This window comes from Streptomyces africanus (genome assembly GCF_030816955.1).
Classification (GTDB): Bacteria; Actinomycetota; Actinomycetes; order Streptomycetales; family Streptomycetaceae; genus Streptomyces; species Streptomyces africanus.
In genome coordinates, this window is sequence record NZ_JAUSYP010000001.1 from 1,251,059 (window position 1) to 1,264,346 (window position 13,288).

The window sequence follows — 13,288 nt, forward strand, 5'->3', positions numbered from 1 at the left end:
TGCGGTGCCCCATCAGGGGCGCGGGGAACTGCGCGACCAGCCACATCCAGCCGGCAGTCCCCCACGCACAGCAAGAGGCGATCACCCGACGACCGTCACAGTCCCCGCCCCCACAGTCCGCCCACCCTCACGAACGGCGAACCCGAGCCCCGGCTCCAACGGCACCTCCCGCCCCAGCTCCACGGTCATGGCAACCGTGTCACCGGGTCGAGCCACCGCCACCTCACCGAGGTCGACCACCCCCACCACATCCGCGGTCCGGATGTAGAACTGCGGCCGGTACCCGGAGGAGACAGGCGTCGTCCGCCCACCCTCCCGGGCCGACAGGACATACACCTGCGCCGAGAAACGCCGCCGCGGCTTCACACTCCCCGGCGCGGCCACCACATGCCCCCGCCGGACAGCGTCCCGGGGCACGCCCCGCAACAGCAGCGCCACGTTGTCCCCGGCCTGCGCCTCCTCCATCGGCTTGCCGAAGGTCTCCAGCCCGGTGACCACCGTCTCGACGGCAGCCCCGAGCACCTCGACCTTGTCCCCGACCCGCACCGTGCCCCGCTCCACCGCACCGGTCACCACGGTCCCCCGCCCGGTGATGGTCAGCACGTTCTCCACGGACAACAGGAACGGCGCGTCCAGATACCGCTCCGGCATCGGCACATACGTGTCCACCGCGTCGAGCAGCGCCTCGACCGAGGCCGTCCACCGCGGGTCCCCCTCCAGCGCCTTGAGTCCCGAGACGCGTACGACGGGTACGGAGTCGCCTCCGTAGCCGTGCGCCGTGAGCAGGTCGCGGACCTCCAGTTCGACCAGGTCGGTCAGCTCCTCGTCGCCCGCGTCGGCCTTGTTGAGGGCGACCACGATGTGGTCGACGCCCACCTGCCGGGCGAGCAGTACGTGTTCGGCGGTCTGCGGCATGATCCCGTCGAGCGCGGAGACGACGAGGATCGCCCCGTCGAGCTGCGCGGCGCCGGTGACCATGTTCTTGACGTAGTCGGCATGGCCCGGCATGTCGACGTGCGCGTAGTGCCGGGTGTCGGTCTCGTACTCGACGTGCGCGATGTTGATGGTGATGCCGCGCGCCGCCTCCTCGGGCGCCCGGTCGATCCGGTCGAACGGCACGAACGTGCCGGTGCCGCGCTCGGCGAGGACCTTGGTGATGGCGGCCGTGAGGGTGGTCTTGCCGTGGTCGACATGACCCATCGTGCCGATGTTGAGGTGTGGTTTCGTACGGATGTAGGCCGTCTTGGACATGGCTGTACCTCGAAGCGTCTGATCGGCGAAGAAGAACGTGGGACCCCGAGGACCTGCCGACCCTCCCCTTGCGGGGTCCGCCGGACGAACCGGAGAGGGTCAGCTTCGGACGCCGTCCGCAACGGCCGTGACAACCACGACGGCAGCCTTCGGGGCATCCGTGACCACGGATGCTGCGAGGGTGAAGGCGTGCCGGAACATGCGTCAGATCATCGCCGACGCTTCACCGCACGTCGAACGGTTTTCGGCGTCTGCTCCGTCGGTCCCGCGCGGGGATGCGGACGGCTGTCTGTGACGCTGGTGAGACGAACCATACGGCGATCACACACATATGTCGGTTAGTGTCACCGGATGCTCGATGCCACCACCCGCTCTGGGGGCACCGCCACGGCCTCTCCCCGGGCCAGCACCGCGGAGCTCGCCGTCGCCGTCCCCTCGGCAACGACCGCCTCGCCCGTCCCGTCCACCGGTTTCACCGCTCGCTGCACCAGAGTTCTGCTCTCCCCGTGGTCGCGGCTGTCCCTGCTCGTCGCGCTGCTCGCCGCCGGCGCGTGCGGGGTGCTGCTGTTCGAGCCGCAGCGGCTGCTGACGCAGGGCTGGCCGCCACAGCTCGGCGGCGCCATGGCGGCGCTGGTGTTCGCGGTGGCGTACGGCGTGTGCACGGTGGCGTTCGTACCGAGGCCGCTGCTGAACCTCGCGGCGGGGGCGCTGTTCGGTTCGCAGCTGGGCACCGGCGTGGCGCTGGCGGGCACGGTGCTCGGTGCCGGGATCGCCTTCTGCCTGGGCCGCGCGCTGGGCCAGGACGCCCTGCGGCCGCTGCTGCGCGGGCGCTGGCTGAAGGCCGCGGACGGTCAGCTCAGCCGGCACGGCTTCCGCTCGATGCTGGTGGTGCGGCTCTTCCCCGGTGTGCCGTTCTGGGCCGCGAACTACTGCGCCTCGTTCTCCCGCATGGGCCTGCTGCCGTTCCTGCTGGCGACGGGCCTCGGCTCGATCCCGAACACCGCCGCCTACGCCGTCGCCGGCGCCCGCGCCTCCGCCCCGACGTCCCCCGCCTTCCTGATCGCCCTGGCCTGCATAGCCCTGCCCGCCCTGGCGGGCGTGGTGGTGGCGTGGCGCAAGCGGCACCGCCTGCGCCAGCTCTGACCAACCGTTACGCCCGCCCCGGCTCACACCCGTTCCAGCACCATGGCGTTGGCGAGCCCGCCCGCCTCGCACATGGTCTGGAGCGCGTACCGGGCGCCCCGTTCGCGCATCGCGTGCACCAGCGTCGTCGTCAGCCGGGTGCCGCTCGCGCCGAGCGGGTGGCCGAGCGCGATCGCGCCGCCGTGCACGTTGACCCGGGCGAGGTCGGCGCCGGTCTCCTGCTGCCAGGCCAGGACGACGGCCGCGAACGCCTCGTTGACCTCGAACAGGTCGATGTCGTCGAGGGTCAGCGAGGCCCTGCGCAGTACCTTCTCGGTCGCCGGGACGACACCGGTGAGCATCAGCAGCGGGTCGGAGCCGGTGACGGCGAAGCTGTGCAACCGGGCGAGCGGGCGCAGGCCGAGCCGGGCCGCCGTCTCGCTGGAGGTGATGAGCACCGCCGAGGCTCCGTCGTTGATCGGGCTGGCGTTGCCCGCCGTGATGTTCCACTCGATCTGCGGGAAGCGTTCGGCGAAGCCGGGGTCGTGGTAAGCGGGCTTGAGGCCGGCGAGGATCTCGGGGGTGCTGCCGGGCCGTACGCACTCGTCGCGCGTGACACCCTCCAGGGGCGCGACCTCGGCGTCGAAGAGCCCGGCGTCCCAGGCCGCCGCGGCCTTGTGGTGCGACGAGACGGCGAAGTCGTCCATCTGCTCGCGGCCGATCGACCACTTGGCGGCGATGAGTTCGGCGCTGATGCCCTGGGGGACGAGTCCCTCGGGGTAGCGCTCGGCGATCCCGGGGCCGAAGGGGTCCTTGCCCGCGGGCACGTTCGACCACATCGGCACCCGGCTCATCGACTCGACCCCGCAGGCCACGACGAGGTCGTACGCGCCCGAGAGGACGCCCTGGGCCGCGAAGTGCACGGCCTGCTGGGAGGAGCCGCACTGGCGGTCCACCGTGGTCGCGGGCACCGACTCCGGGAAGCCCGCGGACAGGGCGGCGTAGCGGGTGGTGTTCATGGCCTGCTCGCCGACCTGGTCGACGGCGCCGCCGATGACGTCGTCGATCAGCGCCGGGTCGACGCCGGAGCGTTCGACGAGGGTGCGCAGGGTGTGGGCGAGGAGCTCCACCGGGTGGACGTGTGCGAGGGCGCCGTGGGGCTTGCCCTTGCCCATCGGGGTGCGTACGGCTTCGACGATGACTGCGTCACGCATGGTGCGGGCCTCCACGGCTACCAGTGAGTAGGAAATCCGAACTCACCGTAGCCCGGTGGGTTGGAAAATCCAACCCTCTCCTAGACTGAGCCGCATGGCCGCCAGCAAAGAACCGCGCCCCTGCTCCATCGCCGACACCCTGGCTCTCGTCGGCGAGAAGTACTCGCTGCTCGTGCTGCGGGAGGTGTGCCTCGGCAACGGCCGTTTCGACCAGCTGGTGCGCAACATCGGCGCACCGCGCGACATCCTCGCCACGCGGCTGCGCCGGCTCGTCGACGCCGGGATCCTGGTCAAGCACCTCTACAGCGAGCGCCCGCAGCGCTTCGAGTACCGGCCGACCCGGGCCGGGCTGGAACTGGAGCCCGTGCTGATGACCCTCATGGCCTGGGGCGACCGCCACCTGCGAACGGACGGCGACCGTCCGATGGTCGTGGAACACTCCTGCGGCCGGGCGCTCACCCCGGTCGTCACCTGCCGGGGCTGCGGCGACGAGGTGCGCCACGAGGACCTCAGGGCCCACCCCCAGGCGCCCGGCTGGACGGTGACCGGACCGACGGCGGCCTGATCCGGCCTGCCGCGGAGCACCGGCCAAACCCCTGTGTCGGAGCGGACATCCGGGGGCGCTACGCTTCCCCCTCGGCACATATGATCCCCCGGTCATCACACCCGGCGGCCCGGTGTGCCCGTCGTCCGTTCCACGATCGGCACTTGGACTCCGCTACCTCATGTCTTGGTTCGAATCACTCATCCTCGGACTCGTCCAGGGGCTGACCGAGTTCCTCCCCGTCTCCTCCAGCGCGCACCTGCGTCTGACGGCGGCCTTCTCGGGCTGGGAGGACCCGGGCGCGGCCTTCACGGCGATCACCCAGATCGGCACCGAAGCCGCCGTGCTGATCTACTTCCGCAAGGACATCGGGCGGATCATCTCGGCGTGGACGCGCTCGCTCACGAACAAGGAGCTGCGCGGCGACCCCGACGCGCGGATGGGCTGGCTGGTCATCGTCGGCTCGATCCCGATCGGTGTGCTCGGCGTGACACTGAAGGACCAGATCGAGGGTCCGTTCCGGGACCTGCGCATCACCGCGACGATGCTGATCGGCATGGGCATCGTCCTGGGCGTCGCCGACCGGCTCGCGGCACGGGACGAGAACGGCGGCAAGCACCGCGCCCCCAAGCAGCGCAAGGCCCTGGAGGACCTGGGCGTACGGGACGGCCTGATCTACGGCGTCTGCCAGGCCATGGCGCTCATCCCGGGCGTCTCCCGCTCCGGCGCCACCATCAGCGGCGGCCTGTTCATGGGCTACAAGCGCGAGGCCGCGGCCCGCTACTCCTTTTTGCTCGCGATCCCGGCGGTGCTCGCCTCCGGCATCTTCGAGCTCAAGGACGCGACGGAGGGCGGCCATGTCTCGTGGGGGCCGACGATCTTCGCGACGGTCATCGCCTTCGGGGTCGGCTACGCGGTGATCGCGTGGTTCATGAAGTTCATCTCGACCAAGAGCTTCATGCCGTTCGTCTGGTACCGGATCGCGCTCGGCATCCTCATCATCGCCCTGGTCAGCATGGGTGCGCTGAGCCCGCACGCGGCCGAGTCGGCGGGCTGACCCGGCGGGCTGTGACCCGCGTCTCGTGACCAACCGCATAGCCTTGGGGTAGCCGTCCGGTAGCGGGCTGTCAGTGGCGGCCCCTAGGCTTGTCCGCATGTCCCCCGATTTCGTGACCCCTGGTTCCGTGCGGTCCGCCGCCGAGGTCAACGAGGAGATCCGTGCGCTCTGGCGGCGCACGGGCGGCACCCTGTCGGCCGAGGAGCGCGCGGAGTACGAACTGCTGGTCGTCGAGTGGGCGGCCGCGATCCGCGGCGCCGTCGTCAAGGCGGCCTGACGCTCACCGCACACCCCTTGGCTCCGCGCCTGCCATGCCCAACACTGAGCCGATGACGCAGCGCGTGGAGCTCGCCACCGTGAGGGACCGACTGGCCGTCGACGGAGTGATCACCGACTACGCGGTGGCGGTCGACGACGGCGACTGGGAAGCGTACCGGGGGCTGTTCGTCCCTCAGGGACGGGCGGACTACCGATCGGCCGGCGGCATCGAGGGGGAGGCCACGGCGGTCGCCGCGTGGCTCGCCGAGAGCATGCGCCTCTTCCCGATGCGACAGCACCTGATCGTCAACCGGCGGGTGCGCTTCGGTGTCTGGGAGCAGGACACCGGCGACACGGCCCAGGTCCAGGCCGACTACATCAACCCCATGGCCACCGAAGGGCCCGCGCCCGACTTCGTGGGCGGCGGCCGGTACGCCTTCGCGCTGCGGCGCACCGTCGACGGCTGGCGGCTGAGCGAGGTGGTCGTCCGGGAGAAGTGGCGGCGCCTTCCCGAGCGGCGGACGGCGCCTGTGGTCAACTGACCCGGCGGGCGTCCTCTGTCCTAGATCGTCCTCAGGGCGCACACTGGAGGCACCCGCGGGGTAGGAGGCGCCTATGAAGACGCTCGGCCACTGGCTCGCCTCCCCGTGGCGGCGCTCGGCCGCCGCTGTGATCGCGGGCGCCCTTCCCGTATTCGCCTATCCCGCCCCCTCCTTGTGGTGGTGGGCCTATGTCGCCCTGGTCCCCTGGATCCTGCTGACGCGCACCGCGCCGACCGGGAAACGCGCGGCGTACGACGGCTGGTGCGCCGGGTTCGGCTTCATGCTGGCCCTGCACCACTGGCTGCTGCCCTTCCTGCACGTGTTCACGTTCGTCCTCGCCGCGCTGCTCGGCGCCCTGTGGGCCGGGTGGGGATGGCTGGTGCACCGGCTGCTGGCAGGCCTGCCCTCGCGGCGGCGGATCGCGTCCGCGCTCGTCGTCCTGCCGTCCGGCTGGCTGGCCGTCGAGCTGGTCCGCTCCTGGCAGGGCCTCGGCGGCCCCTGGGGCATGCTCGGCTCCAGTCAGTGGCAGGTCGAGCCGGCGCTGCGGCTGGCCTCGGTCGGCGGGGTGTGGCTGCTCAGCTTCCTGATCGTGGCCATGAACGTCGCGGTCGCCGTCCTCGTCGCGGTCCGTCAGTCCCGCGTGCCCGCCATGGCCGGTCTCGTCGCCACGGCCGCCGCCACCTCCGCCGCCTGGTCCCTGTCTCCGCGCCCCGACGTCGACGGCCAGGTCAGGATCGCCGTCGTCCAGCCCGGCGTCATCGACGGCCCGAGCCACCGGCTCGCCCGCGAGGAACAGCTCACCCGGCGCCTCGCCGGGCAGGACGTCGACCTGATCGTCTGGGGCGAGAGCAGCGTCGGCTTCGACCTCGGGGACCGGCCCGACCTCGCCCGGCGGCTCGCCGACCTGTCCCGCGCGACGGGCGCCGACATCCTGGTCAACGTGGACGCCCGGCGCTCCGACAAGCCCGGCATCTACAAGAGTTCCATCCTGGTCGGGCCCGACGGTCTCACCGGCGAGCGCTACGACAAGATGCGGCTCGTCCCCTTCGGCGAGTACGTCCCGGCCCGCTCCCTGCTCGGCTGGGCCACCTCCGTCGGCAAGGCGGCGGGCGAGGACCGCATGCGCGGCTCCCAGCCGGTCGTGATGAACATGGGGGACAGCCTGCGCGCCGGCCCGATGGTGTGCTTCGAGACGGCCTTCCCCGACATGACCCGCCACCTCACCCGGGAGGGCGTCGACGTGCTGATCGGCCAGTCGTCGACGTCCACGTTCCAGAACAGCTGGGCGCCCGAGCAGCACGCCGCGCTCGCCGCGCTGCGCGCCGCCGAGACCGGCCGCCCCATGGTGCACGCGACGCTGACGGGTGTCTCCGCCGTCTACGGCCCGAGCGGGGAGCGCGTCGGCTCGTGGCTCGGGACGGACGCGTCCGCCACGCAGGTCTACGACGTGCCCCTCGCCCACGGCACCACGCCCTATGTGCGCCTCGGTGACTGGACCGTGCACGCGGCCATGCTGATCCTCGCCGCGTGGGCCGCCGGTGAGGGCGTACGGACGCTGCGGCTCAGGCGGTCCGCTCCTGAACCGCGCGTACCACCCGCTCGCACAGTTCATGAGTCTCCAGCGCGTCCCGGGCGCTGAGCACCCTGCCCGCCCGCACGGCGTCCAGGAACGCCAGCACCGCCTGCTCGATGCCGCGCTGCCGGGCCACCGGCACCCAGTCGCCGCGCCGCCGCACGGTCGGCTGCCCCTTGTGGTCGACGACCTCGGCGAGATTGACCACCTGCCGCTTGGTGTCCTGCCCGGACACCTCCAGGATCTCCTCGGCCGAACCGCTGAGCCGGTTCATCACGCCGAGCGCGGTGAAGCCGTCCCCGGCGAGCTGGAGCACGAGGTGGTGCACCAGGCCGCCTTGGACCCGGGCGCGCACGGTGACGTCGTCGATCTCTCCGGGCACCAGGAACCGCAGGGTGTCGACGACGTGGATGAAGTCGTCCAGGACCATCGTGCGCGGCTCCTCCGGGAGCCCGATGCGGTTCTTCTGCATCAGGATCAGCTCGCGCGGATGGTCGGCGCACTGCGTGTAGCCGGGGGCGTGACGCCGGTTGAAGCCGACGGCGAGGCTGGTGTCCCGCTCCTCGGCGAGCGCCACCAGCCGCGCGGACGCGTCGAGTTCGTAGGCGAGCGGCTTGTCGACGTACGTCGGCACGCCCGCCTCCAGCAGCCGGCTCACGATCTCCGGGTGCACGATCGTGGGCGCGTGTACGAAGGCGGCGTCGAGGCCTGCCGCGAGGAGGGAGTCCAGAGTCGTGTGCCGCCGCTCGGGCGGGATGTGGAGGCCGTCGGCGACCCGGTCGAGCGTGGCGGGCGTGCGCGTCTGGAGGTGCAGCTCCACCCCGGGCTGGAAGGCGAGGACCGGAAGGTAGGCCTTCTGCGCGATGTCGCCGAGTCCGATGCAGCCGACCTTCACGGGGTGCTCTCCTCTAACGGTTGCCGGCCGGGGTCTGCTCGGAAGCATACGTCTGCTGTGGCGGCCGCCAGTCGGCGATGCCGTCGAAGCTCCGCAGGAACAGAGCGGGTCCGGCCTTCGACAGCGCGGCCACGGCCGTGTCGCGTACGACGGTCCCGACGCGGCCGGTCATGAGGTTGAGCCGGGCGACCTTCACGGCCTGGCGTGCGACGGCGGTCGTACGGGGCAGCCGGGCGGCGGTGTAGGCGGGGAGGTCGTCGCAGTGGTGCGCGAGGACGATCGCGTCCTCGATGGCCTGGTTGCCGCCCTGACCGAGGGTCGGGGGCATGGCGTGCGCGGCGTCGCCGACCAGGGCGACCCTGCCGTGGTGGTAGGCCGGCAGGGGTTCGGCGAGGTGGTGGACGTCGTGCCGCAGCACGTCCTCGGGGCGGGCGGCGGCGAGCACGGCGGGGATCGGGTCGTGCCAGTCGCCGAAGCGGCGCAGCAGCTCGGCCTTCTCGTCGTCGGGCGCGCGTCCACCGGCGGGTGTCATGGCGGCGGCGTAGGCGTAGACGCGGCCGTCCTTGAGCGGGTGCGTGCCCCAGATGCGGCCCCTGCCCCAGGTCTCGTGCGAGGCGAACTCGACGCCGGGGACGGGGAGCACGACCCGCCAGGTGGTGAATCCGGAGTAGACGGGCCCCGGGTGGCCGGGAAAGAGCGCGCGGCGTACGGCGGACCGGACGCCGTCGGCGGCCACCACCAGGTCGGCCTCCAGCTCGCCGTCCGCGGTGGTGACGCGGGCGGGCCGGCCCGTGTCGCCGCTGTCGACGAGGGTCGCGGCGGCGTCCGTGCGGACCGCGTCGGACGGGAGCAGTGCGGTCAGGCGCTGGACGAGGGTGGCGCGGTGCAGCAGCACGAGGGGGCCGCCGAACCGCTCGGCGGCGGCTTCGGCGGAGGAACGCGAGAGCCACCGGCCGGACGGTGTGCGCAACCCGCCGTCCCCCGCCCAGGCGGCGAGGTCGCGGATCTCGTCGCCGAGGCCGATGACGTCCAGCGCGCGCAGGGAGTTGGGAGAGAGCGAGATGGCGGCGCCGACCGGCTCCAGTGAACGGGCACGTTCCAGCACGGTGACCTGCCGGCCGCGCAGGTGCAGTGCGGCCGCCGCGGTCAGGCCTCCGATTCCGCCGCCGATCACGACAGCCCGCCTCGCCTGTGTCATGGCTCCTCCTCCGACCGGCGGCCGGACCTGAACCGGCCGCGCTACTACACCTGTAGTCCCCTGTCGACTTTACTACAGCTGTAGTGAGACGGGTAGCGTGAGTTCCATGTCCGTACGCACCACCGGCCCCTCCCGCTCCGACCTCGTCGCCGACACCGCCCTCGCCCTGCTCGCCGAGCGCGGGATGCGGGGCCTCACGCACCGGGCGGTAGACGAGGCGGCCGGACTCCCCCAGGGCTCCACGTCGAACCTCGCCCGGACCCGGCAGGCCCTGCTGGAACTGGCGGTGCGGCGCCTGGCCGACCGCGAGGCACGAGTGCTGGCGCTGCACGAGATGCCGGACCCCCGGGCCGGGGCCGGCCCCCTGGCGGACGCGCTGGCCCTGGCCACCCACCGGGCCCTGACCCGCAACCGCGAACTCACCCTCGCCCGCTACGAACTGGCCCTGGAGGCCACGCGCCGCCCGGAGCTGCGGGCGTACTTCGACGCGACGGGCGCCCGCTTCCGTGAGCAGCTGGCCGCCCTCGTCACCGGGATGGGCTCGACGGATCCGGCCCGGCACACGCTGTCCCTGATCGCCTGGTCGGACGGGCTGATGTTCAGTTGTGTGGCGGGGTCCTTCAGTGCCGAGGTGCCGGGCCTGGAGGAGGTGCGGGCCGGGCTGCGGGAGCTGCTGGACGGGATGCTGGGGGCCTGAAAAAAGCCGTGGTCGGGCAGGGGGGCGTTGGGAAAGGATGCGGACATGACGACCGAACGCAGTATGCCTGCCACGACCGCCGACGAACGGACCATGCTGGAGGGCTGGCTGGAGTTCCACCGGCAGACCCTCGCGTGGAAGTGCGAGGGCCTGACCGACGAGCAGCTCAGGTCCCCCGCCGTGGAGCCCTCCGACCTGTCCCTGCTGGGGCTGGTGCGGCACATGGCGGACGTGGAACGGAGCTGGTTCCGCCGGGTGCTGACCAACGAGGACGTGGCGCCGCTTTACTGGAGCGACGAGGACCCGGACGCCGACTTCCGTCTGACGGAGGCGGACACCTACGCGGAGGCCCACGCCGCCTGGCAGGCCGAGATCGAGACCGCCCGGAGCAACGCCGCCCGCTTCGGCCTGGACGACCTCTCCGAGGGCAAGCACCGCCGCACCGGCGAGCGGTTCAACCTGCGGTGGCTCTACACCCACATGATCGAGGAGTACGCGCGGCACAACGGCCACGCCGACCTGCTCCGCGAGCGCATCGACGGCTCGACCGGCGACTGACGTCGGCCGGGACCGGCCGACGACGTCACCCCGGACGGGCCGACTGTCTCCGTACGGGGAGCGAGATCACCCGTGCGGGGCATCCTCCGCCCGTCCGCTGCCCTGCCGCGGGCCGGACGCACCAGAGTGACGCGGGTGCATCGAACGACGACCACAGCGACGCTCCTGGTGACCGTGGCGGTCTCGGCCCTCTCCGGCTGTGTGACGGTCCAGCGTCCCCTCGCTCCCGGGCCGCCCGCGGCCCCGGCCCGGACGTCGGCGCCGCAGCCGGAGGAGCAGTCGGAGACGCAGATCGTGCAGGCACCGGCCCGCGAGGCCCTGGAACTCATCGAGACGTCCACCCGCCCGGAGCCGGCCGCGTCCCCGTCGCGCCTGACCACGCCTCCGGCCACCGCGCCACAGCAGCGGCGGCAGCCGCCCGCCCCCCGCGACGTCCGCCCGCGCCCCGCCCGCCCGGAACGCCCCGAACCGGCCCCGCGCGGCCCACGGCGTCCGCACACCGGCCTGCCCGGGGTCCCGGAGTCGGTACGCCAGGACGTCCAGGAGAACGTCCCGAAGAACACGGACATTTGCGCACTGGGCAGGCGCTACGGGGGCTGGCGGGCGGACAGCCCGGAGGCGACGATCTGCCGCGACACGTACGGGCATTGAACGACGCCCGGGGCGGGCCCTTGAACAGGCCCGGCTCAGCCGGAACCCGCCGCCTGGGCCGTGGCCTGCCGGCACGGCGGGTGCCGACCACACCCGGACCCTGTCGACGAACGCACCGGGCGTGGAAGGCTGAGAACCACCTCGGACGGTCGATCACGTCCGGAGTGGCCCACGTCCCCCGTCGGCGCCACGGCCGCTGCCCCGAGCGACCCCCGCGCCTCTCCCGGCACCACGCCCACTGCCCCGAGCGGCCCGCGCCGCTTCGGGCGCTACGGCCGCTGCCTCGGCGGTGTCCACATCCCGCCGCCGTCCTCGCCCAGCCGGGACTCCAGTCGGCTGATGGCCGCACGGACGCCCTCGCCGTAGGGGTCGTCGGTGAGGGCCGTGGCCGCTCCGCGGGCCCGCCGCAGGTGGGCGCGGGCGGCGTCGCGGTGGCCCAGTCTGTCGTAGTCGGCGGCCAGATTGAGGTGCAGGGAGGGGTAGAACGCGCGGACCGCGAGCGCCCCCTCCCCCGAGGGGATCCCGGCGTCGGTGATCTCCTCCGCCGCCGTCAACGCGCGCAGGTCCCAGGCCAGTTCGTCGGCGGGATCGTCCTGCGTGTCGGCCAGGTAGTGGGCGAGGGTGCAGCGGTGCAGCGGGTCGCCGTGCTCCCCGATCTCCGCCCAGAGGTCGAGGAACCGCTGCCGGGCCTCCTCCCGGTCCCCGGCGTGGTGCAGCATGACGACCTGCCCGATCCGCGTCGGCACGGCATCCGGCACCGCATGTCCCTGTCGCTCCACGACCACGCCCTCCGCACCGCTCGCCCGCTGTTCCTCCCGACGCTAACCGCAGGCCGGGAGGATCCGGCTGAGGCCGCTCCGTACGGCCCCGGGGCGTCAGCCGTCAGCCCAGGCTCGGAATCGTCCAGTCGATCGGCTCGTGCCCCTGCGCCGCCACCGCCGCGTTGATCTGCGTGAACGGCCGCGAGCCGAAGAACTTCTTCGCCGACAGCGGCGACGGATGCGCGCCCTTGACCACCACATGGCGCGACTCGTCGATCAGCGGGAGCTTCTTCTGCGCGTAGTTCCCCCACAGCACGAACACCGCCGGGTCGGGCCGGCCGGCCACCGCGCGGATGACCGCGTCGGTGAACCTCTCCCAGCCCCGGCCCTTGTGCGAGTTGGCCTCGCCGCCGCGAACGGTGAGCACCGCGTTGAGCAGCAGGACGCCCTGCCGGGCCCATGGCATCAGATAGCCGTTGTCCGGGATCGGCGTGCCCAGTTCCTCGTGCATCTCCTTGTAGATGTTCCGCAGGGACGGCGGGATCCGCACGCCGGGCCGGACCGAGAAGCACAGCCCGTGCCCCTGCCCCTCGCCGTGGTACGGGTCCTGACCGAGGACCAGGACCTTCACCTCCTCGTACGGCGTGGCGTCCAGCGCGGCGAAGACCTCCTCGCGCGGCGGATAGACGGGGCCCTTCGCCCGCTCCTCCTCGACGAACTCCGTCAGCTCCTTGAAGTAGGGCTGCTGAAGCTCGTCACCCAGAACCCCGCGCCAGGACTCGGGCAGCATGGCGATGTCGGTCACGTCAACGTCCTCACGATGTGCGGTCACTTCCAGGCCACGAACCTACCGGCGACCACTGACAACGTGCCGGAAAGCCCGGTGACAACGTGCCGGGAGAGCCCGGTGACAACCTGCCGGGAGAGCCCGGTGACAACCTGCCGGGAGAGCCCGGTGCCCGCCCCG

The 13,288-nt window shown here is 72.3% G+C and carries 15 protein-coding genes; 9 read left to right on the forward strand and 6 right to left on the reverse strand.

Annotated features, from left to right (window positions below):
* Positions 1 to 81 precede the first annotated feature (81 nt).
* Complete coding sequence (tuf, locus tag QF034_RS05910; protein ID WP_307173938.1) at positions 82 to 1,251, reverse strand: elongation factor Tu; 1,170 nt, start codon at positions 1,249 to 1,251, stop codon at positions 82 to 84.
* A 351-nt stretch (positions 1,252 to 1,602) separates the two neighbouring features.
* Between tuf and QF034_RS05915 the strand changes: the two genes are divergently transcribed.
* A complete protein-coding gene (locus tag QF034_RS05915; protein WP_086562052.1) occupies positions 1,603 to 2,394 on the forward strand; it encodes a TVP38/TMEM64 family protein in 792 nt (263 codons plus the stop codon).
* Positions 2,395 to 2,417: 23 nt separating this feature from the next.
* Here the strand turns inward: QF034_RS05915 and QF034_RS05920 are convergent, their stop codons facing one another.
* Positions 2,418 to 3,587, reverse strand: coding sequence for a thiolase family protein (locus QF034_RS05920; protein ID WP_307173939.1), 1,170 nt, complete (start codon positions 3,585 to 3,587; stop codon positions 2,418 to 2,420).
* Between the two features lie 94 nt (positions 3,588 to 3,681).
* On the opposite strand from QF034_RS05920, the gene QF034_RS05925 reads away from it, so the two are divergent.
* From QF034_RS05925 to lnt, 5 genes are all read left to right on the forward strand, one after another.
* Positions 3,682 to 4,152, forward strand: coding sequence for a winged helix-turn-helix transcriptional regulator (locus tag QF034_RS05925; RefSeq protein WP_307173941.1), 471 nt, complete (start codon positions 3,682 to 3,684; stop codon positions 4,150 to 4,152).
* 160 nt (positions 4,153 to 4,312) lie between these two features.
* Positions 4,313 to 5,188: an undecaprenyl-diphosphate phosphatase gene (locus QF034_RS05930; protein ID WP_307173942.1), complete on the forward strand. Its 876-nt coding sequence runs from the start codon at positions 4,313 to 4,315 to the stop codon at positions 5,186 to 5,188.
* Between the two features lie 97 nt (positions 5,189 to 5,285).
* Entirely contained in the window at positions 5,286 to 5,465 is a 180-nt protein-coding gene (locus QF034_RS05935) for a hypothetical protein (protein WP_086562056.1), read from the forward strand.
* 52 nt (positions 5,466 to 5,517) lie between these two features.
* Positions 5,518 to 5,988 carry a nuclear transport factor 2 family protein gene (locus QF034_RS05940; RefSeq protein ID WP_307173943.1) on the forward strand — a complete coding sequence of 157 codons (471 nt, stop codon included), beginning with the start codon at positions 5,518 to 5,520 and terminating at the stop codon, positions 5,986 to 5,988.
* Between the two features lie 73 nt (positions 5,989 to 6,061).
* The gene (lnt, locus tag QF034_RS05945) at positions 6,062 to 7,627 is read left to right on the forward strand and encodes an apolipoprotein N-acyltransferase (protein WP_307173945.1); all 1,566 of its coding nucleotides are present in this window, start codon (positions 6,062 to 6,064) and stop codon (positions 7,625 to 7,627) included.
* On the opposite strand, the gene QF034_RS05950 is transcribed toward lnt, so the two are convergent.
* Together QF034_RS05950 and QF034_RS05955 are read right to left on the reverse strand one after the other, a co-directional pair.
* Entirely contained in the window at positions 7,551 to 8,456 is a 906-nt protein-coding gene (locus QF034_RS05950) for a Gfo/Idh/MocA family protein (protein ID WP_307173946.1), read from the reverse strand. The two genes, lnt and QF034_RS05950, sit on opposite strands and share 77 nt — an antisense overlap.
* A gap of 13 nt (positions 8,457 to 8,469) precedes the next feature.
* Positions 8,470 to 9,654 carry an FAD-dependent monooxygenase gene (locus QF034_RS05955; RefSeq protein WP_307173947.1) on the reverse strand — a complete coding sequence of 395 codons (1,185 nt, stop codon included), beginning with the start codon at positions 9,652 to 9,654 and terminating at the stop codon, positions 8,470 to 8,472.
* Positions 9,655 to 9,760: 106 nt separating this feature from the next.
* Between QF034_RS05955 and QF034_RS05960 the strand changes: the two genes are divergently transcribed.
* The 3 genes from QF034_RS05960 (at position 9,761) to QF034_RS05970 (ending at position 11,560) form a co-directional block, all read left to right on the forward strand.
* On the forward strand, positions 9,761 to 10,351 hold the full coding sequence (locus QF034_RS05960) for a TetR/AcrR family transcriptional regulator (RefSeq protein ID WP_307173948.1): 591 nt from the start codon (positions 9,761 to 9,763) through the stop codon (positions 10,349 to 10,351).
* A gap of 45 nt (positions 10,352 to 10,396) precedes the next feature.
* Positions 10,397 to 10,909 (forward strand): DinB family protein, encoded by a 513-nt coding sequence (locus QF034_RS05965; protein ID WP_307173949.1) that lies wholly within the window; start codon positions 10,397 to 10,399, stop codon positions 10,907 to 10,909.
* Positions 10,910 to 11,035: 126 nt separating this feature from the next.
* Positions 11,036 to 11,560, forward strand: a complete 525-nt coding sequence (locus QF034_RS05970; protein WP_307179810.1) for a hypothetical protein — start codon at positions 11,036 to 11,038, stop codon at positions 11,558 to 11,560.
* A gap of 269 nt (positions 11,561 to 11,829) precedes the next feature.
* Here the strand turns inward: QF034_RS05970 and QF034_RS05975 are convergent, their stop codons facing one another.
* Complete coding sequence (locus QF034_RS05975; protein ID WP_307173950.1) at positions 11,830 to 12,345, reverse strand: hypothetical protein; 516 nt, start codon at positions 12,343 to 12,345, stop codon at positions 11,830 to 11,832.
* Positions 12,346 to 12,442: 97 nt separating this feature from the next.
* The gene (ung, locus tag QF034_RS05980; RefSeq protein WP_307173951.1) at positions 12,443 to 13,126 is read right to left on the reverse strand and encodes a uracil-DNA glycosylase; all 684 of its coding nucleotides are present in this window, start codon (positions 13,124 to 13,126) and stop codon (positions 12,443 to 12,445) included.
* Between the last annotated feature and the right edge of the window lie 162 nt (positions 13,127 to 13,288).

Coding starts and splice junctions, on each gene's coding strand:
- tuf (WP_307173938.1), bottom strand. CDS start 1,251: ATGTCCAAGACGGCCTACATCCGTACGAAACCACACCTCAACATCGGC.
- QF034_RS05915 (WP_086562052.1), top strand. CDS start 1,603: ATGCTCGATGCCACCACCCGCTCTGGGGGCACCGCCACGGCCTCTCCC.
- QF034_RS05920 (WP_307173939.1), bottom strand. CDS start 3,587: ATGCGTGACGCAGTCATCGTCGAAGCCGTACGCACCCCGATGGGCAAG.
- QF034_RS05925 (WP_307173941.1), top strand. CDS start 3,682: ATGGCCGCCAGCAAAGAACCGCGCCCCTGCTCCATCGCCGACACCCTG.
- QF034_RS05930 (WP_307173942.1), top strand. CDS start 4,313: ATGTCTTGGTTCGAATCACTCATCCTCGGACTCGTCCAGGGGCTGACC.
- QF034_RS05935 (WP_086562056.1), top strand. CDS start 5,286: ATGTCCCCCGATTTCGTGACCCCTGGTTCCGTGCGGTCCGCCGCCGAG.
- QF034_RS05940 (WP_307173943.1), top strand. CDS start 5,518: ATGACGCAGCGCGTGGAGCTCGCCACCGTGAGGGACCGACTGGCCGTC.
- lnt (WP_307173945.1), top strand. CDS start 6,062: ATGAAGACGCTCGGCCACTGGCTCGCCTCCCCGTGGCGGCGCTCGGCC.
- QF034_RS05955 (WP_307173947.1), bottom strand. CDS start 9,654: ATGACACAGGCGAGGCGGGCTGTCGTGATCGGCGGCGGAATCGGAGGC.
- QF034_RS05960 (WP_307173948.1), top strand. CDS start 9,761: ATGTCCGTACGCACCACCGGCCCCTCCCGCTCCGACCTCGTCGCCGAC.
- QF034_RS05965 (WP_307173949.1), top strand. CDS start 10,397: ATGACGACCGAACGCAGTATGCCTGCCACGACCGCCGACGAACGGACC.